This is a genomic window from Thalassospira sp. CH_XMU1420-2 (genome assembly GCF_037029325.1).
In the GTDB taxonomy this organism is placed as follows: domain Bacteria; phylum Pseudomonadota; class Alphaproteobacteria; order Rhodospirillales; family Thalassospiraceae; genus Thalassospira; species Thalassospira povalilytica.
Map to the genome: position 1 here is coordinate 167,217 of NZ_JAYMEG010000005.1, position 23,285 is coordinate 190,501.

22 protein-coding genes and 2 tRNA genes are annotated in these 23,285 nt (G+C 55.8%); 11 read left to right on the plus strand and 13 right to left on the minus strand.

Going from position 1 to position 23,285, the window contains the following annotated elements:
• Positions 1-48 precede the first annotated feature (48 nt).
• Both WA429_RS16065 and WA429_RS16070 read left to right on the plus strand, forming a co-directional pair.
• On the plus strand, positions 49-255 hold the full coding sequence (locus WA429_RS16065) for a cold-shock protein (protein ID WP_008892097.1): 207 nt from the start codon (positions 49-51) through the stop codon (positions 253-255).
• Between the two features lie 152 nt (positions 256-407).
• Positions 408-1,079: a 5-formyltetrahydrofolate cyclo-ligase gene (locus WA429_RS16070; protein WP_287466428.1), complete on the plus strand. Its 672-nt coding sequence runs from the start codon at positions 408-410 to the stop codon at positions 1,077-1,079.
• A gap of 40 nt (positions 1,080-1,119) precedes the next feature.
• Here WA429_RS16070 and WA429_RS16075 read toward each other — a convergent pair whose 3' ends face one another.
• The 3 genes from WA429_RS16075 to WA429_RS16085 all read right to left on the minus strand — a co-directional run bounded on the left by WA429_RS16075 (position 1,120) and on the right by WA429_RS16085 (position 1,888).
• Complete coding sequence (locus tag WA429_RS16075; RefSeq protein ID WP_250282777.1) at positions 1,120-1,512, minus strand: GFA family protein; 393 nt, start codon at positions 1,510-1,512, stop codon at positions 1,120-1,122.
• 148 nt (positions 1,513-1,660) lie between these two features.
• Positions 1,661-1,734, minus strand: a tRNA-Gln gene (locus WA429_RS16080).
• A gap of 80 nt (positions 1,735-1,814) precedes the next feature.
• Positions 1,815-1,888, minus strand: a tRNA-Gln gene (locus WA429_RS16085).
• Between the two features lie 244 nt (positions 1,889-2,132).
• On the opposite strand from WA429_RS16085, the gene WA429_RS16090 reads away from it, so the two are divergent.
• From WA429_RS16090 to WA429_RS16115, 6 genes are all read left to right on the plus strand, one after another.
• A complete protein-coding gene (locus WA429_RS16090) occupies positions 2,133-3,323 on the plus strand; it encodes a Ppx/GppA phosphatase family protein (protein ID WP_287466427.1) in 1,191 nt (396 codons plus the stop codon).
• Between the two features lie 61 nt (positions 3,324-3,384).
• A complete protein-coding gene (locus WA429_RS16095; protein WP_101247885.1) occupies positions 3,385-4,191 on the plus strand; it encodes an RlmE family RNA methyltransferase in 807 nt (268 codons plus the stop codon).
• Between the two features lie 179 nt (positions 4,192-4,370).
• Positions 4,371-4,895, plus strand: coding sequence for a PAS domain-containing protein (locus WA429_RS16100; RefSeq protein ID WP_068517115.1), 525 nt, complete (start codon positions 4,371-4,373; stop codon positions 4,893-4,895).
• The gene (locus WA429_RS16105) at positions 4,870-6,198 is read left to right on the plus strand and encodes a methyl-accepting chemotaxis protein (RefSeq protein WP_170310295.1); all 1,329 of its coding nucleotides are present in this window, start codon (positions 4,870-4,872) and stop codon (positions 6,196-6,198) included. The genes WA429_RS16100 and WA429_RS16105 overlap by 26 nt, the downstream gene beginning before the upstream one ends.
• Before the next feature lie 260 nt (positions 6,199-6,458).
• Positions 6,459-7,925 carry an IMP dehydrogenase gene (gene guaB, locus WA429_RS16110; RefSeq protein ID WP_101247887.1) on the plus strand — a complete coding sequence of 489 codons (1,467 nt, stop codon included), beginning with the start codon at positions 6,459-6,461 and terminating at the stop codon, positions 7,923-7,925.
• A gap of 222 nt (positions 7,926-8,147) precedes the next feature.
• A complete protein-coding gene (locus tag WA429_RS16115; RefSeq protein WP_114114319.1) occupies positions 8,148-9,485 on the plus strand; it encodes an RsmB/NOP family class I SAM-dependent RNA methyltransferase in 1,338 nt (445 codons plus the stop codon).
• Positions 9,486-9,682: 197 nt separating this feature from the next.
• Here WA429_RS16115 and WA429_RS16120 read toward each other — a convergent pair whose 3' ends face one another.
• Positions 9,683-10,000: a hypothetical protein gene (locus WA429_RS16120; protein WP_287466426.1), complete on the minus strand. Its 318-nt coding sequence runs from the start codon at positions 9,998-10,000 to the stop codon at positions 9,683-9,685.
• A gap of 290 nt (positions 10,001-10,290) precedes the next feature.
• On the opposite strand from WA429_RS16120, the gene guaA reads away from it, so the two are divergent.
• Complete coding sequence (gene guaA / locus WA429_RS16125; RefSeq protein WP_068517119.1) at positions 10,291-11,844, plus strand: glutamine-hydrolyzing GMP synthase; 1,554 nt, start codon at positions 10,291-10,293, stop codon at positions 11,842-11,844.
• A 62-nt stretch (positions 11,845-11,906) separates the two neighbouring features.
• Here guaA and WA429_RS16130 read toward each other — a convergent pair whose 3' ends face one another.
• From WA429_RS16130 to WA429_RS16150, 5 genes are all read right to left on the minus strand, one after another.
• Positions 11,907-12,062, minus strand: a complete 156-nt coding sequence (locus WA429_RS16130) for a hypothetical protein (RefSeq protein ID WP_287466425.1) — start codon at positions 12,060-12,062, stop codon at positions 11,907-11,909.
• A 13-nt stretch (positions 12,063-12,075) separates the two neighbouring features.
• Complete coding sequence (locus WA429_RS16135) at positions 12,076-12,831, minus strand: SDR family NAD(P)-dependent oxidoreductase (protein WP_287466424.1); 756 nt, start codon at positions 12,829-12,831, stop codon at positions 12,076-12,078.
• A gap of 126 nt (positions 12,832-12,957) precedes the next feature.
• Positions 12,958-13,377, minus strand: a complete 420-nt coding sequence (locus WA429_RS16140; RefSeq protein WP_287466423.1) for an MAPEG family protein — start codon at positions 13,375-13,377, stop codon at positions 12,958-12,960.
• 79 nt (positions 13,378-13,456) lie between these two features.
• Positions 13,457-13,666 carry a helix-turn-helix domain-containing protein gene (locus WA429_RS16145; protein WP_068517123.1) on the minus strand — a complete coding sequence of 70 codons (210 nt, stop codon included), beginning with the start codon at positions 13,664-13,666 and terminating at the stop codon, positions 13,457-13,459.
• Positions 13,666-14,235, minus strand: a complete 570-nt coding sequence (locus tag WA429_RS16150; protein WP_287466422.1) for a DUF2975 domain-containing protein — start codon at positions 14,233-14,235, stop codon at positions 13,666-13,668. The genes WA429_RS16145 and WA429_RS16150 overlap by 1 nt, the downstream gene beginning before the upstream one ends.
• A gap of 277 nt (positions 14,236-14,512) precedes the next feature.
• Here WA429_RS16150 and WA429_RS16155 point away from each other — a divergent pair, with 277 nt between their 5' ends.
• Entirely contained in the window at positions 14,513-14,983 is a 471-nt protein-coding gene (locus tag WA429_RS16155; protein WP_114114318.1) for an ArsR/SmtB family transcription factor, read from the plus strand.
• A 176-nt stretch (positions 14,984-15,159) separates the two neighbouring features.
• Positions 15,160-17,613 (plus strand): heavy metal translocating P-type ATPase, encoded by a 2,454-nt coding sequence (locus WA429_RS16160; protein ID WP_287466421.1) that lies wholly within the window; start codon positions 15,160-15,162, stop codon positions 17,611-17,613.
• 363 nt (positions 17,614-17,976) lie between these two features.
• Here the strand turns inward: WA429_RS16160 and WA429_RS16165 are convergent, their stop codons facing one another.
• The 4 genes from WA429_RS16165 to WA429_RS16180 form a co-directional block, all read right to left on the minus strand.
• Positions 17,977-19,116 (minus strand): DUF1513 domain-containing protein, encoded by a 1,140-nt coding sequence (locus tag WA429_RS16165; protein ID WP_287466420.1) that lies wholly within the window; start codon positions 19,114-19,116, stop codon positions 17,977-17,979.
• A 34-nt stretch (positions 19,117-19,150) separates the two neighbouring features.
• Positions 19,151-20,278 carry an imelysin family protein gene (locus tag WA429_RS16170; RefSeq protein WP_287466419.1) on the minus strand — a complete coding sequence of 376 codons (1,128 nt, stop codon included), beginning with the start codon at positions 20,276-20,278 and terminating at the stop codon, positions 19,151-19,153.
• Between the two features lie 62 nt (positions 20,279-20,340).
• Positions 20,341-21,804 (minus strand): di-heme oxidoreductase family protein, encoded by a 1,464-nt coding sequence (locus WA429_RS16175; protein WP_287466418.1) that lies wholly within the window; start codon positions 21,802-21,804, stop codon positions 20,341-20,343.
• Positions 21,805-21,900: 96 nt separating this feature from the next.
• On the minus strand, positions 21,901-23,169 hold the full coding sequence (locus WA429_RS16180) for an imelysin family protein (protein WP_287466417.1): 1,269 nt from the start codon (positions 23,167-23,169) through the stop codon (positions 21,901-21,903).
• Positions 23,170-23,285: the final 116 nt, after the last annotated feature.

The following is a 23,285-nucleotide window of genomic DNA, read 5'->3' on the forward strand; positions in this document are numbered from 1 at the left end:
TCTCCTTACTTCGGGGATGCGCCTACTAAACTAAGGACGACTACGGATATGGCTACCGGAACGGTTAAGTGGTTCAATGCGACCAAGGGTTATGGCTTCATCACCCCTGACGAAGGCGGAAAAGATGCATTCGTGCACATCACCGCAGTTCAGCGTGCTGGTCTGCAGGGACTTGATGAAGGGCAGAAAATTCAGTTTGAGCTGATTGAAGGTCGCAATGGCCGCATGTCGGCAGAAGAACTCGCCATTCTCTAAATTTCTATCTGGCTTGCAGCTTTTTTGCTGACAACCGTTAACGCGCCGGGTTCCCGGCGCGTTATGCGTTTATGGGGTTTTGCTGTAGGCTTGTGGCTTCTGTCCTCTGCACATCCTATCTGCTATCCCATCTGCAAACTGTGATCGCGCCCATGAGCCTGAATTTGCCAACCCCGCCACAATCGGACGATGAACAAAGCCAGTCTGAATGGCGGCAAACCGTTCGGCGTATCCTGCTTGGCTGGCGATCGGAACTCGATAGCGTAACCCACCAAAATCTGTCCGATCAGATCCGCGCGCATTTTGACAGTTTCCTGTCGGCGCGGCGCGGTGCCACGGTGGGGTTTTACTGGCCGATCCAGAATGAAGTCGATCTGCGCGCGGTGATAACTGACCATATTTCCGAAGGCGGTCGCGCTGCCCTTCCTGTTGTTCCGGGCCGGGATATGCCGATGGTCTTTCACGACTGGACGCCCGATACCGTAATGACCCCGGGCTTTGCCCGCATACCCGAACCGCAAGATACCCCCGAAATTCCGGTGCATGTATTGCTTGCCCCGCTGGTCGGATTTGATCGGGCAGGGTACAGGCTGGGTTATGGGGGCGGTTTTTTTGACCGCACACTGGCGGCAATGACGCGCAAGCCACTGGTGGTCGGGATCGGGTTTGAAGCAACCCGACTTGAGGACATCAAACCCCACCAATATGACGTGCCCGTCGATGTTTTGATCACCGATGCCGGGACAAGCGTTTTGTCCGATGCGGGCGAGGCGGCCGAAAACAAACCTGATCAGTCATCGCCCCCCTGTCATTTGTGTTCCTGACGATCTGCATGATGATCTGTTTGGTGTCGGCCAGGCAGTATCAATCTTCGTTGCGATCGGTTTCCGGGCGATCTTTTTCATAAGAATGACGAAGCGCAAAATCCGGTAGCCAGCTTTCGCGCCGGATCGTCCAGAGCTCGTAACTCGGGGTGAATTGATCCGGGGCATCGAGAATGCCGAGATTGACTTCGATCTCGTCATCGGTGTGACCATAAACCGATGATCCGCAGGTCGGGCAAAAATGCCGTCCATTGAATGATGTGGTTTCACCGGTAATGGTCACGGCCTTTTCGGGAAAGATCGCGGATGCATGAAACAGCGCGCCATGATGTTTCCGGCAATCCAGGCAATGGCACAAACCGACCCGGTACGGCGCACCGGTTGCCGTGATCGTGACCTTGCCGCAAAGGCAGCCGCCCGTGACCTGATCCATCGCCTGTCTCCTGAAAACGTGATCGAGATTACAGATGTATATCAAAGCTGCCATCACGTGCAATTTGCGTGCGCGCAGGATTGATGATTGATCGACGCCAATTAGAACGACAAAGAACAAAGGTCGAAATCGGGAAGGGCGGGCAAAGTGGCTGGGGAACCTGGATTCGAACCAGGACTGACGGAGTCAGAGTCCGTAGGTCTACCGTTAACCTATTCCCCAGCAGTACTTTGGTGTGCGTTATTTATACCCCGGACCGCATGTTTTGCGCAATGTTGGGCCATTGCAACGTCCGGCAAAGTTGGCTGGGGAACCTGGATTCGAACCAGGACTGACGGAGTCAGAGTCCGTAGGTCTACCGTTAACCTATTCCCCAACAAAACTTGGTCCGCCGCGACACGCGATGCATCGTGGCGTGGGCCGCTATGTATAAAACCCGCCCGGGTTTGGCAACCCCTTTTTTGTTTCGATTTATTCAACCATGCGATTACTGCATACGGGATTTGCCTTGTCGGGGATTGTCGTTACACTCATATAGCTGATTCGCGGGATCGTCATATAAATGTCTTGATGATCCGCGATACAGACAGTGCGATTAACAGAAAGCAGGTTTTCGAAAGGTGAAGCAGGTCAATCCCCATAGCAACTCGCACCGGGCAGAAAGCCCCGCAGGCGGCGCTGCAATGGGCGACCATGCGGTGCTTGATGTGCCTGACAAACCGGCAATGCCGCAGCCGGGGCAGGCTGTGCATGTGCCCGGTGACCGTGAAAAACCTGCGCGCATGGTCGATTGTATCACCGTGCCGCTTTATGCCGCGATTGACCTTGGCAGTTCGAACTGCCGGCTTCTGGTGGCGCGTCCATGTAATGACGGGTTCAAGGTTATTGATGCCTTTTCGCGCGTCGTGCGCTTGGGCGAAGGTGTCCGCGAAAAGGGATATCTGTGCGAAGCGGCCATGGAACGCGCGATTGATGCCCTTCGTGTCTGTGCCAAAAAATTGCGCCGCCATCCCGGTGCACGTTTGCGCGCAGTTGCGACCGAAGCCTGCCGGACGGCCAATAACCGCGAAGAATTCGTGCGTCGTGTTTTTGACGAAACCGGCATCACCCTTGATATCATCAATCCAGACGAGGAAAGCCGCCTTGCGCTTCAGGCCTGCTCGGCGCTGCTGGATGAACGCCCCTATGCGGTGGTGTTTGATATTGGCGGTGGCAGCACGGAAATCTGCTGGATCAAGGTCGACAAAACCGGCAAAACCCAGTGCATTGAAACACTTTCGATGCCATGCGGGGTTTTGTGCCTGACCGAACGCTATGCCTCGGTCGAGGAACGGCGCGAACGGTTCGAAGCAATGCGGACCGAAATCCGTGAACGTCTTGAAGAATTCGCCAAACGCAATTGCTGTACTGACATGCTGGATGATGACAAGGTCCAGATGGTCGGGACATCCGGTACGGTGACGACTTTCTGTGGCATCGCGCTTGGTCTTGAACGCTATGAACGTCATAAGGTTGACGGATCGGATCTGCGCTTCGACGATGCCGAACGGGTGACCGAGCTGCTGTTGCGCATGGAATCAGACAAGCGCAAGGGGCATCCCTGTATCGGGAATCAGCGGGCCGAACTGATGGATGCAGGGGCGGCAATTTTCGCAGCGATTCGTGATATCTGGCCTTTGGCGACGCTCAAGGTCGCGGATCGGGGCCTGCGCGAAGGTATTTTGGTCGATTTGATGCGTGCGGACGGTCATGCTATTGACCCGTGCGACGCGCGCCGTCATACAGTGTCGCATATTCCGGCTTCATCCTGATCGGTAGACGCATCGTCCCGACAGGCCATTGGCCAAAACAGAATTCAGTTCAGGAAAGATCATGAGCGAAAATCGCAGCGGAAAAGGCGGGCAGCGCCGCCGCAAGGGTTCAGCCATTGCAGCCATTGATACCGGCGCACGCCGTGGCCTGCGCACGCGTGTCAAAAGTGCAAAGGGGCGCAAACTGTCTTCGACGCGTTGGCTCGACCGTCAGCTCAATGATCCCTATGTGCAGGAAGCAAAACGTCTGGGCTACCGGTCGCGTGCGGCCTTCAAGCTGATTGAAATCAACAACCAGTTTGATCTGCTGCGCCCGGGTATGCGCATTGTTGACCTTGGTGCCGCACCAGGGGGCTGGACGCAGGTCGCGATTGACATGGTCGGCTCCAAACATGGCAAGGGCCAGGTCGTTGGTCTGGATATTCTGGAATGGGAAGGTCTGTCTGGCGCAACCTGCTTGCAAGCCGACTTCCTTGATCCCAAGGCGCCCGACATGATCAAGCAGGCCCTTGATGGCCCGGTTGATGCGGTAATTTCCGACATGTCGCCTGAAACCACCGGGCATCGTCAAACCGACCATATCCGCATTATTGACCTGGTCGAACATGCCTTGCTGTTTGCCGAGGAAGTTCTGGCGCCGGGCGGTATTTTCATCGCCAAGGTGTTCAAGGGTGGTACCGAAAACGATTTGCTTGACCGGGTTAAGAAGAATTTCCGTGTGACCAAACACGCCAAGCCGCCGGCATCGCGCCCCGAAAGCCCGGAAGCCTATCTGATTGCCACCGGTTTCCGCGGCCAGAACAATGCCGAAGACGACATCAAAAACGCCGAACTGCGTGAAGATGACGGCTGGTCGCCGGTTGAATAATGATCGGGCCGGTCGTGCCAAAGGTCACGACCGGCACCGCCAAATAATCGTCTTTTCCCTTGCGCTACATCAAACCCCGTAATTGGCATTGCGGGATATAGTTACCCTTCAATCTGCGACGAAATGTTTGTGCGCAGATGGACCGATTGGGGTGGGTCCTTTGTTGTGGGGTGTAACTGATGAAGCAGGACAATCTGTTCTTGACCGGCGTCGAACGCTATTTCGACGAACACGAAATTATCGTTTCAAAGACCGACCTTAAAGGTCGGATCACATATGCAAATGATGTGTTCCTTCGGGTGGCCGGATACCGTGAACGCGACATCCTTGGCCAACCCCACAGCATCATTCGTCATCCCGGCATGCCAAGATGTGTGTTTTCCCTGTTATGGCAAACCATCGAAGCCGGTCGCGAAATTTTCGCCTATGTCATCAATCGCTGCTCGAACGGTGACCATTACTGGGTTCTGGCCAATGTAACGCCGACTTTCGGCCCGGATGGCAAGATCATCGGATATCATTCAAATCGTCGCGTACCGCGTCGTGATGCCATTGAAAAAGTCATTCCGCTTTATGCCGCCCTTTGCGAAGAAGAAGCCAAAGAACGCAATCGCAAAGAAGGCATGGCACGCGGAACGGCAATGGTCACGAAGCTTCTGGGGGATGCGGGCGTCGATTATGATCAATTTGTTTTCACTCTCTAACCTGCGTCTGGTATTGGCCGGGGGCTGGTGTCTGGGCCTGTTGGCTGTTGTTGCCGGATTTGTCTGGTCATCGCATATGGGCCTTGTTGTGGCGGGCCTTGCCGGGGTGCTCAGCGTTTGTTGTGCCGCTGGGCTTCTGACCATCTATCGGCAGCAGCGATATCTTGATGAGCTGTGCGACATTGTTCGTGCGGCGGCCAATGGCAATATGGATGCGCGCGTGTCCAACCGGTTGCACCGGGGCAAGCTTGCCAATATGCAAAATGCCGTCAATCAGTTGCTTGACCTGACAGAAGCCTTCACCAAAGAAGCCGCTGCTGCGATGAATTGTGCATCGCGCGGGGATTATTTCCGCAAGATCATTCCACGCGGGCTGCGCGGTGATCTGGTCGGATATGCCCAGAAGGTCAATCAGGCACTTGATGTCATGGATGCCCAGACCAGAACATTTCGCAACAGTGCCGGGCAGATTGGTGATGATCTCAAGCTTGTTGTCGGCGATTTGTCTGATAGTGCGCGCAAGCTGACCACCAATTCCGACTTCCTGTCGCAGAATGTTGGTAAAATTGCGATCCAGGCGGCGGAAATGCGCCGGGCCGCAGATGAAAGCAGTGCCGCACTTGACGGGATTGCGACCGCCACCGAACAATTCAGCGGATCGATCCAGCAGATCGGATGCCAGATTGACGGATCGGCGTCACTGTCAGAAACCGCTGTTGAACGTGCGCGGTCGGCTGGTGAGCATATGGGGCGTCTTGATGCGCTGGCAGTAAGGGTCACCGGTGTGGTTGAACTGATCACGGATGTTGCCGATCAGACAAATCTTCTGGCCCTGAATGCATCAATCGAAGCTGCGCGGGCAGGCGATGCCGGCAAGGGATTTTCCGTTGTCGCATCCGAGGTCAAAAATCTTGCCAGCCAGACCGCCCATGCTGCCGAACAGGTCATTCGTGAAATCGGTCAGATGCAGGAAATGACCCGCGAAGCCGTGATTTCAGTGCGCGATATCAGTGAAACCATTGCCGAAATAGACAATGGTGCGCGTCTGGTAGCGGGGGCAACCCGCGAACAAACCGCCGCGGTGACGGAAATCGGCAACCGTATCGAACAGGCCGTCAAACTGATGCGCGACATTGTCGATAGCGTAACCGAAGTCGCATCGGGCACCCATGCGTCGCGCGATGTCCTGCTTGCCCTGCATGACGAGGCAACCAGTCTTTTGGGGCGTGCTGAAACACTTGATGGTGATGTTCGCCATTTTGTCGGGACGGTTCTTGATACCCGTACCCAAGACGTTGCCTGATCGCAAAATCGCCATCTGGCGCACGGCATCATACGCAGATCACATAACATTGATGTCAGGGATTTGGCGGCTTTGACGGTTGGCGGGATGACAACGTCTACGCGGTGTTGCCTGCCAGAAGCCCCATCGACCAGTTTCTAACGGAATGCGCAAAATAAAGCATCAATAAAATCACAGGGCTGTTATGGGCGCAGAAAACTTGGCATTTGGGGCGTAACGTGTATAAATTCCGCGCCAACTCAGATTAACGAGGTGGCCAGATGACCCGCATTGTAGAAGCCCTGACGTTTGACGACGTATTGATCAAACCCGCCGCATCCGAAGTGCTGCCGGCTCAGGTGCAGACCAACACCCGCATTACCAAGAAAATTGACCTGAAAATCCCGCTGCTTTCCTCGGCTATGGATACGGTGACCGAAAGTGCAATGGCGATTGTCATGGCACAGCATGGCGGCATGGGGGTCATTCACAAGAACCTCGATATCGCACAGCAGGCCGAAGAAGTTCGCCGCGTGAAAAAGTTCGAATCGGGTATGGTTGTCAACCCGATCACCATTCATCCTGACCAGACGCTGGCCGATGCGCTTGATCTGATGGATGTAAACCATATTTCGGGTATTCCGGTTGTCGAGCGCGGCTCGAACAAGCTGGTCGGTATTCTGACCAACCGCGATGTCCGCTTTGCATCCAACCGCGCACAGCCGGTTTCCGAACTGATGACCCACGAAGGTCTGGTTACGGTGACCGAAAATGTCGACACCACCGAAGCCAAAAAGCTTCTGCACCAACACCGTATTGAAAAGCTTCTGGTTGTTGACGAAGCGTATCGTTGCACCGGCCTGATCACGGTCAAGGACATCGAAAAAGCCAAGCTGCACCCGAATGCCTGTAAGGATGAAAGCGGTCGTCTGCGTGTTGCTGCGGCAACCGGTGTCGGCGAGGCGGGCTTTGAACGCGCCGCAGCATTGATCGAAGCCGGTGTTGACGTTCTGGTCATTGATACCGCGCATGGCCATTCGGCTGGCGTGATCAAGGCGGTCGAACAGATCAAGGCAAAAGTCGGCGATACCCAGATCATTGCCGGTAACGTCGCAACCGCAGCCGCCGTCAAGGCCTTGGCAGAAGCCGGTGCCGATGCGGTCAAGGTCGGTATCGGACCGGGGTCGATCTGTACGACCCGTATTGTTGCCGGTGTCGGCGTGCCGCAGTTGACCGCGGTTCTTGATTGTGCCGAAATGGCGCACAAGCTTGATGTGCCGATCATTGCCGATGGTGGTATCAAATTCTCGGGCGACATTGCCAAGGCAATGGCCGCGGGTGCCAGCACCTGCATGGTTGGTTCACTTCTTGCCGGTACGGACGAAGCACCGGGCGAAGTCATCCTTTATCAGGGCCGTTCCTATAAATCCTATCGCGGGATGGGCTCGGTCGGTGCCATGGCACGTGGTTCGGCCGACCGTTATTTCCAGCAGGACGTCCAGGACAACCTGAAACTGGTTCCCGAAGGCATCGAAGGCCGCGTACCGTACAAAGGTCCGGCAGGCCAGATCATCCATCAGCTGGTTGGCGGTCTTAAGGCATCGATGGGCTATACCGGTTCGGCGACCCTTGCCGATTTCCGTGAACGCGCCGAATTCGTACGCATCACCAATGCCGGCCTGCGCGAAAGCCACGCCCATGACGTGACCATCACCCGCGAAGCTCCGAACTATCGTCCGGGCGGCTAAGCAATCAGGTTGCTGATCTGGCTGTCGCGATTTCGCTGAGCAGCCCTGCATTCGAAGCGGTTGGCGAACCGCGCGCGACATGCTATCAGCAGCCCCGTATTTCAGATGACGGCAGGTCTTCCTGCCGTCATCGTCTTTTTTATCGTATTTATCGCAAGCGGTGTTTGCGCTTCCCATATCCGAAGCAGCAGTAACACCCGCAAAACAGGTTGGAAATTCGCTTTGAAACCCGGTGCACGTATCGCAGCCGTCATTGAACTTTATGATGGCTGGACCCATACCCGAGACGACGCAGACCGCGTTGTATCTGGCTATTTCGGATCACGCCGTTACATCGGCGGTGGCGATCGCCGTGAAATCAGCGAACGTTTCTATAACCTGATCCGGCATCAGGCCCGTCTGGGCTGGTGGCTGGCGGAAATGGGCTATGAGTTCCAGGACGGTCGTGCACGCATGATCGCCGAACTGGTTCTGCATGATGGTCTGTCAAAGGCCGATATCGAAGACCGTTTCTGCGGCGAACAATTCTGCCCGGAAACGCTTCATCCCAATGAAAAGCACCTGATCAACAAACTGGCCGACAAGACCCTTGATCATGATGCCCAGCCCGGCGCGGTCAAAACCGAGTTGCCGAAATGGCTGTATGCGGAGCTGATGAAGCTTCACCATGAAAACCTGTCGGCGGAAATGGCGGCCTATAATCAGCCGGCCAAGCTTGATCTGCGCGTCAACCGTCTGCGCGGAACTGTCGAAGACGCGATCAAGTCGCTGAAAGCCGATGGCATCAAGGATATTGAACGCACCCCGTTTGCACCGAACGGCCTGCGTTTGCCGCTGGGCCTCAATATGCTGGTGACTGCGGCCTATAAGGATGGCCTGATCGAAATCCAGGACGAAGCATCGCAGATTTGCGTCAAGCTGGTCGATGCCAAGCCGGGCATGACCATCCTTGATATGTGTGCTGGCGGTGGCGGCAAGACCCTTGGTATTGCGGCTGACATGCGCGGCAAGGGACGTATCCTTGCCTGTGATACCCATGGGGGTCGTCTGGACAATTCGCGCAAACGTGCACGTCGTGCCGGTGCAGGTGATTGCATCCAGCAGCGCATCATTGCTGATGAACGCGACAGCTGGCTGCGCAACAAATCGGGCTTCTTTGACCGTGTGTTGCTTGATGTGCCCTGTTCGGGGCTTGGGACCTTGCGCCGCAATCCGGCTTTGCGCTGGCGTATCGGTCAGCGTGACCTGCGTACCCTGATGGCGCAGCAAAGCAAGATCCTTAAAGCTGGTGCGGCAAAGGTCACCAAGGGCGGGCGCCTGATTTATGCGACCTGTTCGATCATGCCCGAAGAAAACGAACGCCTGATTGAAACCTTCATGCGTGATCGCAAGGATTTCAAACCGGTGCCGATCAATGAAATCTGGCCCGACGCGCCAAAATCCGTTCCGGTTCCGGGCGGCAAGGATAAACCGTGGTTGCGTCTGTCGCCGAATGTCCATGGCACGGACGGGTTCTTTGTTGCGGTGTTCGAACGGACCGCCAAAGGCAAGGTAAAATAATGGACCGACCGGTGATGACATATGGCACCCGGCCCGTCATCAGCCTTAGTCCGTCTGCACAAAAAAAGGCCCTGCGAGGAATACTCGCAGGGCCAGTTTTGTTTTACCGTGAACGAAATATTGCGTTAAGTGGCTCTTCTGCAGATTGCCGGTCCCACGGTGTCGCGGGCGTCAGCCCGTTTGTTGCTCAGAGCAGGTTATTCGGTTTTCTCGGCCGGAATGTCATAGACCGGACCATTGCTGTCCGAACCTTCCGAATTTTCGAGATTGTTCATACCGGGAATAACATCATCCTCTGCATCCGGGCCGGTCTTCAGGCTTTCGCCGATTTCGGCACTCGGCGCAGCCGGTGCAATGGTTTCGGATTTTTCAGCCGGGGCGGTTTCTTCCCTACCGAAGATCGGCAGGGCGGAACCGCCATCTTTCTGGGTCATCGCGATTGCGGTTGCAGTACCGGCAACCAGAATAAGACCAGCGACGGCGAGTGCGATTTTGCTACCTTTGGAAGTGCTCATGATTACGTGTCCCTTGCTTCGATCAAAAATGCGTTGCTCATGCTCGGACGCGTTGTTTCCCGCGTTCCGTTGATTGGAATACTGCGCGACCATTGCGAAGGAAAAAGGGACCAATTGTGTAATTTTCGGGGGATGATGTGCGCAAAAACGCCGCAATTCTCCGTGCCGGCCCGGCAACAGGGCACAAGTTTTTTGAATGCATCGTTGGGGGACCGCCTGCGCCGGGTTGCCCATCACGATGGTTTGGCGTATGTACGGCGCAACCCCATCTTCGACGGAGATACGGCCCGATGACTGATCGCGTGCTGATTATTGATTTCGGATCCCAGGTTACCCAGCTGATTGCACGTCGCGTGCGTGAAAGCGGTGTCTATAGCGAGATCCACCCTTTTAATAACATCTCGGATGCGTTCCTTGATGAATATGCCCCCAAGGCCGTGATCCTTTCGGGTGGCCCGGCGTCTGTCCATTGGGACAAGGCCCCGTCGGCACCGGCAAAGGTGTTTGAACTCGGCGTTCCGGTTCTGGGCATCTGCTATGGTCAGCAGACCATGGTCAACCAGCTTGGCGGCAAGGTCGCGACATCCGATCATCGTGAATTCGGTCGTGCCTTTGTCGACGTGATCGAAGATTGCGCGCTGTTTACCGGCGTTTGGGCCGCGGGCGCACGCGAACAGGTCTGGATGAGCCACGGCGACCGTGTTGATGCACTTCCCGACGGTTTCCGCGTTGTTGGCAAATCCGAAGGCGCACCGTTTGCCGCCATCGCCAATGACGAAAAGAAATTCTATGCGGTTCAGTTCCACCCGGAAGTGGTCCATACCCCGCATGGCGCACAGCTCCTTAAGAACTTTACGCATGGCGTTGCCGGTTGCTCTGGCGACTGGACGATGAATGCCTATAAGGACGATGCGATTGACAAGATCCGCAAACAGGTCGGCGATGGCAAGGTCATCTGTGGTCTGTCGGGCGGTGTTGACAGCTCCGTCACTGCGGTTCTGATCCACGAGGCAATCGGCGATCAGCTGACCTGCGTGTTTGTTGATCATGGTTTCATGCGCGCGGGCGAGGCCGATCAGGTCGTCTCCCTGTTCCGTGACCATTACAACATCCCGCTGGTCCATGTTGATGCGTCCGAAACCTTTATCGGTGCGATCGAAGGCGAAACCGATCCGGAGGTAAAACGCAAAACCATTGGTCGTCTCTTCATCGAAACCTTCGAAGAAGAAGCCAAGAAAATCGGCGGTGCGGATTTCCTCGCACAGGGAACGCTGTATCCGGACGTGATCGAAAGCGTGTCCTTCACCGGCGGTCCGTCAGTCACCATCAAGTCGCACCACAATGTTGGCGGTCTTCCGGAACGCATGAACATGAAGCTGGTTGAACCACTTCGTGAACTGTTCAAGGACGAAGTCCGTGACCTTGGGCGTGAATTGGGCCTGCCCGACAGCTTTGTCGGGCGTCATCCGTTCCCTGGGCCGGGTCTTGCGATCCGTATTCCGGGCCAGCCGATCACGCGCGAAAAGCTTGATATCCTGCGCAAGGCCGATGCGATCTATCTCGAAGAAATCCGCAATGCCGGTCTTTATGACGCGATCTGGCAGGCATTCGCCGTTCTGCTTCCGGTCCGTACCGTTGGCGTGATGGGCGACGGTCGTACCTATGACTATGCCTGTGCACTGCGCGCGGTCACCTCGACCGATGGCATGACCGCGGATTTCTATGCGTTCCCGCCGGAACTGCTTGGCCGCATCGCCAACCGCATCATCAATGAAGTCAACGGCATCAACCGTGTCACCTATGACTTCACATCCAAACCACCGGGAACCATCGAGTGGGAATAAGTTTTCCGATATCGGAAACAACAAACGGCGCGTCCATTGGGCGCGCCGTTTTGTTTTTGAAGTTAGTTCGAGCCTGATGGCCCATCCGACCCGCAATCGCCTGTGGAATTGCACGCATTTGACAAGACCTGCTGGACGCTGCGTTGCCAGTTGAAGGTCAGGCAGGACGACAGGGCCAACAGTGCGGCCAATGCGATGATCAGGCGAAGCGGGCGCATGGGGTCATTGCCTTTACTTTCGGCGCAGCGCTGGTAGGCCAACGCCGGTTGTTTCAAACCCGCCGTCTGCCGCGACGATTTGGCCGGTCACGAAGCTTGCCTTGTCCGAACACAGGAAATGGATGACTTCGGCGATTTCATTTTCCGTGCCGTATCTGCCAAGCGGCATCGCATCAAGGTAGGCTGATATGATGTCGGTTGAATGGACTGCCATCGCCAGTTTGGTTTTGACCGGGCCGGGGCAGACGCAATTGGCGCGAATGCCGTATTCGCCAAGTTCTGCGGCCTGTTGTTTGGTCATGTGAATGACGGCTGCCTTTGACGTGCCATAGGCCACCCGAAGGGTCGATGCACGCAGGCCCGAGATCGAGCCGATATTGACAATAGCACCCTTGGTTTCCTTTAGCGCCGGAATGGCCGCCTGCGAGACAAGGAAGACACCATCAAGGTTGGTTTCCATGATCCGGCGCCAGGTGGCAAAGCTGGTTTCTTCGACCGGAAGGAAATCGGCGACCCCGGCATTGTTGATGACCGCATCAATCCGGCCGAATTCCGAAAGAACATCGTCAATCATCTGATCGACCTGTTGGGGGACGGAGACATCAAAGATGAATGCTTTGCCGTTCGTCATCGTGCTTGCGGCTCGTGTCAGTTCATCTCCGTCACGATCAATCATTGCCACTTTCCAGCCCTGTTCGATGAACAGTTTACTGGTGGCAAGTCCGATCCCGCGCGCAGCCCCTGTGACCAGGGCGATCTTTTGTGTCATCTGTTCCGTCCTCTCCTGAAGCATTTGGTTTTTTACGATGGTGCCATCGCTTTATTGGCTTCATTTAGGCAAAACAATCACGCTGCGGCAAGTACCGCATCGTTTCTGGCGGAACCCGGTATTGTGTCAGGCATGGAGAAACAACTGTACGGCATAGATCAGCATGGCAAGCAGGCTGACGAAATAGGCAATGGACCGCACACCTTTTACCGGGCCGAGATGTTCGATCCCGGCAAGATACAATCCGCCATGCGCAAGACGGGCAAGAAGAAATACAGTCGCACAGGCGATGGTGATCGTATTCGAAATGCCAGTTGCCTGTGCGACAAGAGTGATGATTGCAAACGGTACGAGGTTTTCCAGATGGTTCTGATGTGCGCGCAATCCGCGTGCGGCCATGCCCGCACGTTCCGGAAGGCGGTCACGATTGCCCATCAGCCGTTTGCCGCCAACACCGGGTTGCTTGGCATAGGCGTAATTATAGGCCCACGGAAAGGCCAAGCATAACAGCGCATTTAACAGCAGAATGAAAAGCTCGTATGTCACAGGGCACCCGTAAAGTTATGAGAATGTTGGCTTTACGTTAATTGCATGCATTCCGGATCAGGTGGTCTGGCGTCGGAAGTCAATCATCTGCAACAAATTCCAGCAGATCACCGGGCTGGCAGTCCAGTTCCTTGCAGATCGCAGCCAGGGTTTCAAAGCGTACGCCGCGCACCTTGCCCGATTTCAAAAGCGACAGGTTCTGTTCGCTGATTCCGATCCGGGCGGCGAGATCCTTGGATTTCATTTTGCGGGTGGCGAGCATCACGTCAAGTCGGACAACAATCCCCATCAGACGAAGCTCCGGTTTTCATCATCAATCCGGGCCGCTTCGCCAAGCACCCAGGCAATCACGATAATCAGCGCACCAAGGAACAGGGTGCTGGCCTCGGCATTGCCAAGGCCAATCGACAGCATCCGTTCACCGGCCGGGCGGTGGAAGGTCGCCAATACCGATGTCACAGCCCCGGTCAGCGGTTTGGCCAGTGTTTGTACCAGAAGCGCGACGCCAAACAGTTTAAGATGACGGATCGTTTCAGGCTGAAAAATCGCGTTATGGGAAAAGGCCCCGAACATCTTGCGCAGGTGAAGCAGCCCATAGGCCATGATCAATGACGGGATCATCATCACCAGCATGGTGGCATATTTCTGCCACCCCGAAAGCGCGTGCAATTCCGCAAGGCTGACCGTCATCTGGCTGGTGCTGGCTTCGACCCATCCCGGCAAGTACCAGACCATTGGAATGGCAAGAAACTGAAGAACGATCGCAACCGCACATCCCCAATAAAGCAGGGTGCTGAGCCTGCGGACATTTCTAAGGGTATCGGGCTTCATGGCATGTGATGTGGATGGGGTGGACATGGTGGGGCTCCTGTCAGGTGATGTTCACGAATCGATTTATATAATTAATGTAAAACATGAATAAATTATCGAAATGAGTCAATGTGAAATTGACCGATTGCGGTGTGGTATCGGTGCAGGTCGCGGGTATCGGGCTTGCGGTGTCGAGCGTTCCCTTGTGATTTTTTCAATCGGGCAGGGGCCGGGGCAATTGGAAATCGGCGGTGTCGTGGATCGTATCACGGTGTTTTGGTTCAGTTCCCCTTGCCTTGGATCGGCTGTCATGGAAAATAGGGGCATGTCAGAAAGCAAAACCAAATCCCCGATCGCCAAATCCCCGGTTGGCAAAGCCCCGGTCAGTAAGGCCATGACGTCGCCAACCGAAACAGATTGCCAGGAATGCGATACGGCAGCCCGTCTTGGTCTGAGTACCGAACAAGGTGAAGCCGTCACGCGCGATGCGTCACGTGCTGTGGGGGCGAACCTGTCGCTGCCCCATATCGAGGCCGCGGCAAAGATCTTTTCGCTTTTGGGGGATGCCGGGCGGTTGCAGCTGGTTTTGCGGTGTATGGAACGCCCGCAGACCGTCAGTGAACTGGCCGATGCGACCAACATGTCGCAGTCGCTTTGCAGCCATCATTTGCGCCATTTGCGCGATCAGCGGATTCTGGCATCCGAGCGCCGCGGGCGGCATATTTTCTATCAGATCGATGACGAACATATTTCGCGCGTGGTGCGCGATGTCTTTGCGCATGTGACGCACGACTGATCTGGTTTTGTTTTAATTCAGCTGCTTGAAGGATGATTGCCGGGCGGGTGACTGGCTAGCCAGGCATGGCATTTCCAAACATTCAAATACGCATTTGAATGTTCTTGACAGATAGATATATGAAGCATAGTTTGAATATAACATATGAATGAAAATTTGATTTTATGAGGTGATGAATGTCCTTCGTCGCAAAATGGGAAGACCTTCCGGCAATTGGTGACTGTGCGCAGTGCCGCGCATTATTGATTGATGTTCTTTCGCGGGCCATTCCGGGGCGTGGTATTTCCGGGGACGGGCAGGGGATATCAACATCATCACCGATCAGTGCCGATGAAGACGCCACCTTGCGGGACATTCTTGCCCGTCAGGCCGATGCCAAACGCCATTACCACTGGCAGGTGTCGGGCATGGATTGCGGATCCTGTGTCGCCAAGATCGAAACCGCCCTTGGCAAAATGGATGGCGTGTCCTGTGTCGATGTCTCGATGATGCGCGAAACCGTTACTCTTGGCCTTGATGATCGCCAATCTGATCGTGCTGCGGTTACTTCGTTACTGAACAAGCTGGGCTATCCGGCCCGCGAGAAAACGGCACCCGGTATGGCGGGCGCCCCGCGCAATACATCCTGTTGCGCCGGCGATGCATGCGCGCAGGATGGTGCCCCCAATTCGACCAGTCACAGTCACAGTCACAGTCACGACGCGACCGCAAAAGTTGCGGATGTTGATACTGATGCCGATATCGGTATCAAACAGCGGTTTGTACCCTGGTCGTCTGAAAATGATGAAATTGCCTTTGCTGCCATTTGTCTGGCGCTGGGCGGTCTGGCGGGGGTGATTGTCCCGTCATTCGGGTCTTATGCCATGTCGGTAGCATCTGTTCTGGCTGCTGTGCCGGTAATGAAAAAAGCGATGCGACTGGCACAAAGCGGCGCGATTTTCTCGATCGAGCTTCTGATGTCGGTTGCCGTCATCGGGGCGGTGGCGATTGGCGAAAGTCTTGAGGCCGGTATGGTCGTGCTGCTGTTTGCGATTGGCGAACGGCTTGAAGGTGTCGCCGCCGGACGCGCACGAAGCGGGGTCAAGGCCCTGATGAAGCTGGCCCCCGAACAGGCGCGGCGCATAACCGGCAATGACGTTCAGACCGTTTCACCGGCAGAACTTGCATTGAATGATCTTGTTGAAGTCCGCCCCGGGGAGCGGGTCCCGGCCGATGGTGTGGTTGCATCGGGGGCGGCTGATATTGATAACAGCCATCTGACAGGGGAATCTGTTCCGGTCTATTGCAAGGCGGGCGATGACGTCTTTGCCGGTGCGATTGTGACAGACAGTCCGGTGCGGATCACGGTTACCCGTGCGGCCGGGCAGACCATGCTTGATCGCGTAATCGAGCTGGTCGAACAAAGCGAAAAGCACAAGGCACCGGTCGAACGGTTTGTGGCAAAATTTGCCCGTATCTATACACCGATCATCATGGCGCTTGCCGCCGCGACCGTTATCATCCCGCCGGTTCTGTTCGGGCAGGGCTGGGAAGAATGGATCTATCGCGGCTTGGCATTGCTTCTGATCGGCTGCCCCTGTGCGCTGGTGATTTCAACACCGGCTGCGGTGACATCGGCCTTGGCACGTGCCACCAGGATCGGGCTTCTGGTCAAGGGCGGTGCCGGGTTGGAGCTGATCGGGGCGGTACGCACCATGGCGTTTGACAAGACTGGCACCCTCACCGAAGGAAGGCCGAAAGTTGCTGCGATCAAAACCACGGATGGCTATGGCGAAAACGGCCTTCTGACCATTGCCGCGGCCCTTGAAACCGTGACGTCCCATCCGTTGGCCCGTGCCGTGGTGGCGGCGGCGGAAAACCGGAACCTTGAATTGCCGGTGATCGAAGATGCCAAAACCATCGCCGGTGCCGGTGTCGAAGGCAAAATTGATGGTGCGACCTATCAGGTGGGTGCGGCCAACCGGCTTGGCATCACGCCGAATGGCGAAATGGCGGGCTGGCTGACCGCACAGGAAGAAGACGGCAGCACAGCGGTTGTTATCCTGAAAAACGGCCAAATCATTGGTGCATTGGCACTGCGTGATGTGGCGCGCGCCGATGCGAAGGCCGCCCTTGCCGAACTTAACAGGCTTAACATTACCCCGGTGATGCTGACAGGCGACGCCACCCGTGTGGCCAAACGCATGGCAGCCGATCTTGGCATGGATTATCGCGCCGAACTGATGCCCGAAGACAAGCTTGATGCCCTGACGGCCCTTCGGGATGATCCGAAACGTTCCGGCCCGGTTGCGATGGTTGGCGATGGCATTAATGACGCACCCGCTCTTAAGGCCGCAGATGTCGGTATTGCCATTGGTGGCGGCACCGATATCGCGCTTGAGGCCGCAGATGCGGTCGCGGTCAAGGATCGTCTGGGCGATGTCGTCAATCTGGTCAAACTGTCGCGTGCGGCGCGCCGGGTGATTCGTGAAAACATCACGATTGCACTTGGCCTCAAGGCCGTCTTTCTGGTGACGTCGATCACCGGATTGACCGGCTTGTGGCTGGCTGTTCTTGCCGATACAGGGGCGACTGTCCTTGTGACCATCAACAGCCTGCGTCTTCTGATCGCCCTGCGCACCGCGCGATAGGAAAAAGGTCCCGAAAAGAGAAAGCGGCGGTTATCGTTTCCCGCATCGATAACCACCGCTATTCCACCTTGAGAGGCCTACGGGGAGAGAGGACCCGTAGGTGAGAGACAAGCCGTTTTGGGGACAAATGCGAATGGGTTGCATTCGCGGGCTGTGTCGAGACCTGTTATAGGTGAGGGAAAAACATTGCGCAAGTGAAAATCGTTCTCATTTGCGTAAAATTTTTAGTTGATAATTGTCTTATTTAAATAGCCCGACCAAAACAGTCGGTTAATCTGCCGGTTTTCTGCGGTTTCCATGGGGCTAAAACGATAAAACCCGCAGCATTTGTGCGGGTTTTATCAACATTCATTCGGGATGCGTTTACGCCGTAATGCGTCGCAAATGGTTATCCCAATGCAGCGATTTATGAGAATCGTCGGGAAGTTCCACGCGTTTTCGGCGAATCGCATCAAGACGCCAGCCATTGCCAAGGCCACTGGTGCCGACGAATTCACCCGGGCGATCGGTTGCGGCAAGTCCGCATCCGTCCGGGGCCGCGATATGGGTCAGGAATCCATTGGTCTTTGCATCCCAGAATGTCACAAGCCCGCCGCGCGGGCACGAAATGCCAAATACCTGGCCCGATGCATCAAAGCGCACCGATCCGCAATATTGGCGCATGCGGTACTGGACATTGTCGGGGGCCTCGATCGGGCGGATTTCCTTGCCCGGTTGCCAGATGCCGACAAGCGGCACCTGATCATTGATCTCGCCCTGATACTGGAAACCGGCGGCAATGGTGCCATTGGCTGCGACATCGAGATGACGGATGGAAAGCTGATGCCAGTCATGTTTCAGCGACGCCTGATGGATCAGTTTGCCGGTCCGTCGATCAATGATCGACAGATTGGGTTCCATCGAATCGATATTAAGGGCGGTGCGCCCGTCAAAGTCGGGATGGGTGTGCAACCCGCCATTGGCAATCACCAGCTGTTCGCCGCCGGGCATCAGATGCAATTCATGCGGCCCGGTGCCAAAGCTGTCAAATTCGGCGACCCGGCGATAACCATCCTCGGCATCCCAGACCGACACAACACCGCGCGCATGATCGAAGTCATTCTCGGTGATATAAAGAAACCGCCCGTCATTGGAATAAATGGCATGTCCATAAAACCGGCGGTCTTCCGGACAATGCAGTTTGGCACGGACATCGCCGCTATGACGGTCAAGGATCAGCCCGTAAAGGCCGGGTCGGCGTTCAACGGCAGCGACATCAACATGATTGGGGCGAAGACCGATATCATGTCCGCGTCCCGGCAGGGCCTGTTCAAACAGGATCTTGCCCGATGCGTTGAACGCGCTGACATAATAATCATCGGCATCCCCGGCACTGGCCGAGATATAGACCGCGCGATCTTCGGGTGCTGGCGTGCCGGCCGCACGGGCGATATCAATCGGTAACAGGGTAAATGCCCCGCCAACCCCCATGAGTTTCAGAAACTCGCGACGTTGATGTTTCACTTTATCCTCCGTATTCAGGCCAGGTCAGGGGTGCTCAATCGCCGTCAAGCGCATTGAACCCGCCGCCAAGCTGGGTATTGCCGCCAATATCGTTTTCAACAAGCGTGGTCAGAAAATCGATCTGGGATTTGAATTCCGCGAGCTTGTCATACCCGTCAGGCTGGGCCAGAAGGTCCTCGACCGAGGCAGGAAGACCATCAAGGGTATCGACCACAGTTTGCCAGTTCAGTCGGAACGAACGATCCAGAAGGCTGCTGTCAATCAGGGCAGCCAGACCGGTTCCTTCGCTGCCGACATCGCCCCATTTGCCATCATAGATCGCAAACAGACCGGTCAGGTTATGGGCGATATTGCGAAGTGACCGTTTCGATACTTCACTTTCTGCGCGGCTGGCCTTGGCGTCCTGCTTGTTATCGCCAAGCGGTTTGCCAAGTTTCTGGGCCGATATGATCAGGATACCTTCATGCAAGGCGCGATAAAGATCGGTCGCGGCAAACTTGGCGGTGGGGTAATCCATGCTGTCGGGGCCGGCTGTCGCCATGGCATCGGCAAATTCAGGCCATTCGTCGCGCAATTCCCCGGCAATCGTTTCAAGATTGGTGGCAATGGCAGCCCCGTACTGGCAAAGGTACACGCCGTCTTCGTCGCCGCTTGTCAGATGGGCGGTGTTTTTGGGATCAAACAGAACTTCTTCAAGTGCCGGGAACCCCTGAAGGGCGGCACTGGCTTCGGACAGCTGTTCGGGATCGGTATAGCCTGCCGGTTTGCTAAACAGCAATTTCCGGAACTGGCGGGCGGCGGTGCCGTGCTTGTCTGGCCAATATTCGATATGCTGATCGCGGCCATTGGCAACCATCGGTCCCATGCGCCATGGCTGGATTTCCTGCCAGATATCCATTGCCAGATGGAAATCTTCCTGAACATCTTTCAGGTCATCGGTATCCGGATCGGCGCAGAAATCCGTGATCGACGTGCTGAGTTGCGCATTGGCTTTGTGAAAGTCATCAAGTTTCGGCGGCATGACTTCATTAAGAAGATGGTTCAGAACCGGCCGGTAATTTTCATCCGGGATATCGGCATGTGCGTTCGGGGCTGCAAAACCAATCGCAATTGCGGCGGTGGTTGAAAGAAGCATAAGACGCGAACATGATTTCAGGAGCATATGTCTTTTCCGAATATTCACTTGATCTGAAGGGCTTGGCGCCGGGGCAACCCATGCCAGACTCAAAGTGACTTGAGAAATGCAAGCAGTTTCCTGCGCTCAGATGGTGGCAGCAATGTGACAGAATTGCGCGCAGCTTCGGCTTCGCCACCATGCCAAAGTACGGCTTCAAGAATGGTACGTGCCCGTCCGTCATGCAAGAATTGCGCGCGCGGATCAATCTGTTTTGCCCGTCCAATTCCCCAAAGCGGCGGAGTGCGCCATTCGCGTCCCGATGCCTGTGCTTCGGGTCGATGATCGGCAAGTCCTTCGCCCATGTCATGCAGCAACAGATCGCTATAGGGCCAGATCACCTGTCCGGATTGCTCGGCCATGTCGGGGCGTTCGGGCAATTGATAGCGCGGCGTATGGCAGGATGCGCAACCGATTGAAGCAAAAATCTGCTGCCCGGCAACGACATCGGCATTATGGGCATCCGGGCGCGCAGGCGGGGCGATGTTGCGCGTATAATACAAAACAAGATCGGTGACCTGCGAATGGGCTTCGAGATTTTCGAATTCCGGGTCATTGCCATCCGGCGCGGTCAGGCAATTTTTCTGTGCTTCGGTGCAATCGCCCGATCCGTTGGGATAAAGCGGGGTCGACAGGCCGATATCAAACTGAAAGGCATTCTGGTTTTGCTGATCAAGTGTCGGCATCCCGGCCTTCCAGCCAAATCGACCAATTGCCAGCTTTCCGTTGGCAATATCCCAGACATGATTGACCCGGCCCGAAATGCCATCGCCGTCACGATCCTGGGGATCGGCCGCCGCCAGCAACACATCGTCGGGGATCGCCTCAAGCAGGCCAAGACCGATCATCGGCGGTGCCAGGCGCGGAGAAACCATCACATCGGGATGAAGCGGCCCATAGGCCAGTTCGGTCATCTGGTAATCGGGTTTCTGCAGGGTAATGACTTCACCCCCGGCAAGGCTGACATCTTTGGTCTGATAGGTAACCTTTACACGGCCTTCGGCCTTGATGCCCGGGATTGAAAAGTCCTGAAACTGCCCGCCATAAACCGGATCGGGAATGGTTGCGATCTTGCCATCCAGATGGTCGCGCAACTGATCGGCGGTTTGCGGCGGGATCGACAGGCGCAGCAACATCGAAGTTGCGCCGTCACCCGGGGTATTTTGATCAACCGGATGGCCGCGACCATTGCGGATATGGCATCCGCTGCACGCACGCGAATTAAACAGCGGTCCAAGCCCGTCGGCGGTTTTTGTCTGGGTCGGGGCAGTCACCCAAAGCCTTTGAAAAAGGGCCTCGCCAAGCTTGAAATCAAGCCGCTTTTCAAAGGTCATATTGGCCGAATAATGGGTAAAAACATTCCGGCCGTCTGCGTCGGGCCATGTGGTGTCCCCGCCGGGCCGGGCCGATGCAAACAGATCGTCGGCACGGGCAGGGATCAACGGTGCCATCAAACTGGTCAGTACAAGACCGGATGACAGAATATAGCGCAGGGCAAAAGCGGGACGTTTCATGGCGGGTTCGGTTCTTGTCATTATTATAAAAAGCAAAACGGCGGGAGACACATCCCCCGCCGTTCAATGCCTTCAAGGCAGGTGCCGTAAAAAGGCTTAGTTGACTGCAGACGGATTGTCGAGGCTGTCGGAGCCTTCGAACTCGATGCCGTCAATGCCGACAGCGGCAATGATCTGCTCGATCGATTTGGTCTGGTCAACCAGGGCATCGACAAAGGTCTGGACAACAGCGTTGCCTTCGTCATTGCCCATGGCAATCAGCTGGTCGAAATGTTCGCCGCCCTGTGCGCGGGTAACCATTGCCTTGCCAGCCAGAACCGACGTTGCAAGCTTGCCACGCAGTTCGGTATCAAGGGCTGCGTCTTTTGCCGCAACCAGATCGGAAAGCGACGGGCCTTCAACGACCGAACCGTCAACACGGGTGTAACGGCCAAGATAAACGTTCTGGATGCCCAGCGCGTCATAGTAGTGGCTGTTATGGGTGTTGTCGGAGAAGCAATCATGTTCTTCTTCCGGATCATGAAGCAGCAGGCCAAGCTTGGTGCGCTCGCCGCCCAGCTCGCCATAGGACAGCGAACCCATGCCGGTGACGATTGCGGTCAGACCCGGAACGCCATCACCTTCAAGAACGGTTTCGCGTGCTTCGCCGCCTTCGGCCCACTGTGCCGTGATCCATTCAAGGTCGGATACCAGAAGATCGCTAGCCGCCTTGAGATACGCACCACGACGGTCGCAATTGCCGTTGGTGCATGCATCGCCAGCCGCATAGTCGGTCCATTCACGTGCACCTGCACCAGCACCCGTTCCATTCAGGTCCTGACCCCAAAGCAGGAATTCAATCGCGTGGTAGCCGGTGGCAACGTTGGATTCAACGTCGTCAATTTCATGCAGGCTTTCAAGCAAAGCAGCATCAATGGTCGATGCATCAATGGTTTCACCGGAAATCACCAGGGTCGGGTTGGCGACCACATTGGCGGTGTATGCCGGGTTTTCTTCGCTTTCTTCGCCATAAAGACCGGTTTCGACATAGTCGATCAGGCCTTCGTCAAGCGGCCATGCGTTCACTTTGCCTTCCCAGTCATCAACGATGGCATTCCCAAAGCGATATACTTCGGTCTGCTGATAAGGCGCGCGTGCTGCCAACCAGGCAGATTTCGCAGCACCAAAGGTCTCTGCCGACGGCTGTGCAACCAGTGCATCAATAGCAGCCTGAAGTTCTTTGGCAGTGATCAGTGAATCTTCGTAACCGGCATGCGCGATGTCGGCATAGGTCGTCAGAACGTCTTTGGCGCCCGGTGCGGCATATGCCTGCACACCAAGGGTCGACACCAATGCGGCCGTCCCGAGAATTTTTGCGATTTTCATAGGAGTTCCCATCTATCCCTGAAAGTGAGCCAAGGGCAATGCCCCGCGGATCAGAGCGGCAAAACATCTTGCGCAAATGAAGAAATTTGCTCCCCGATAGTCACCCTGATCCCTAT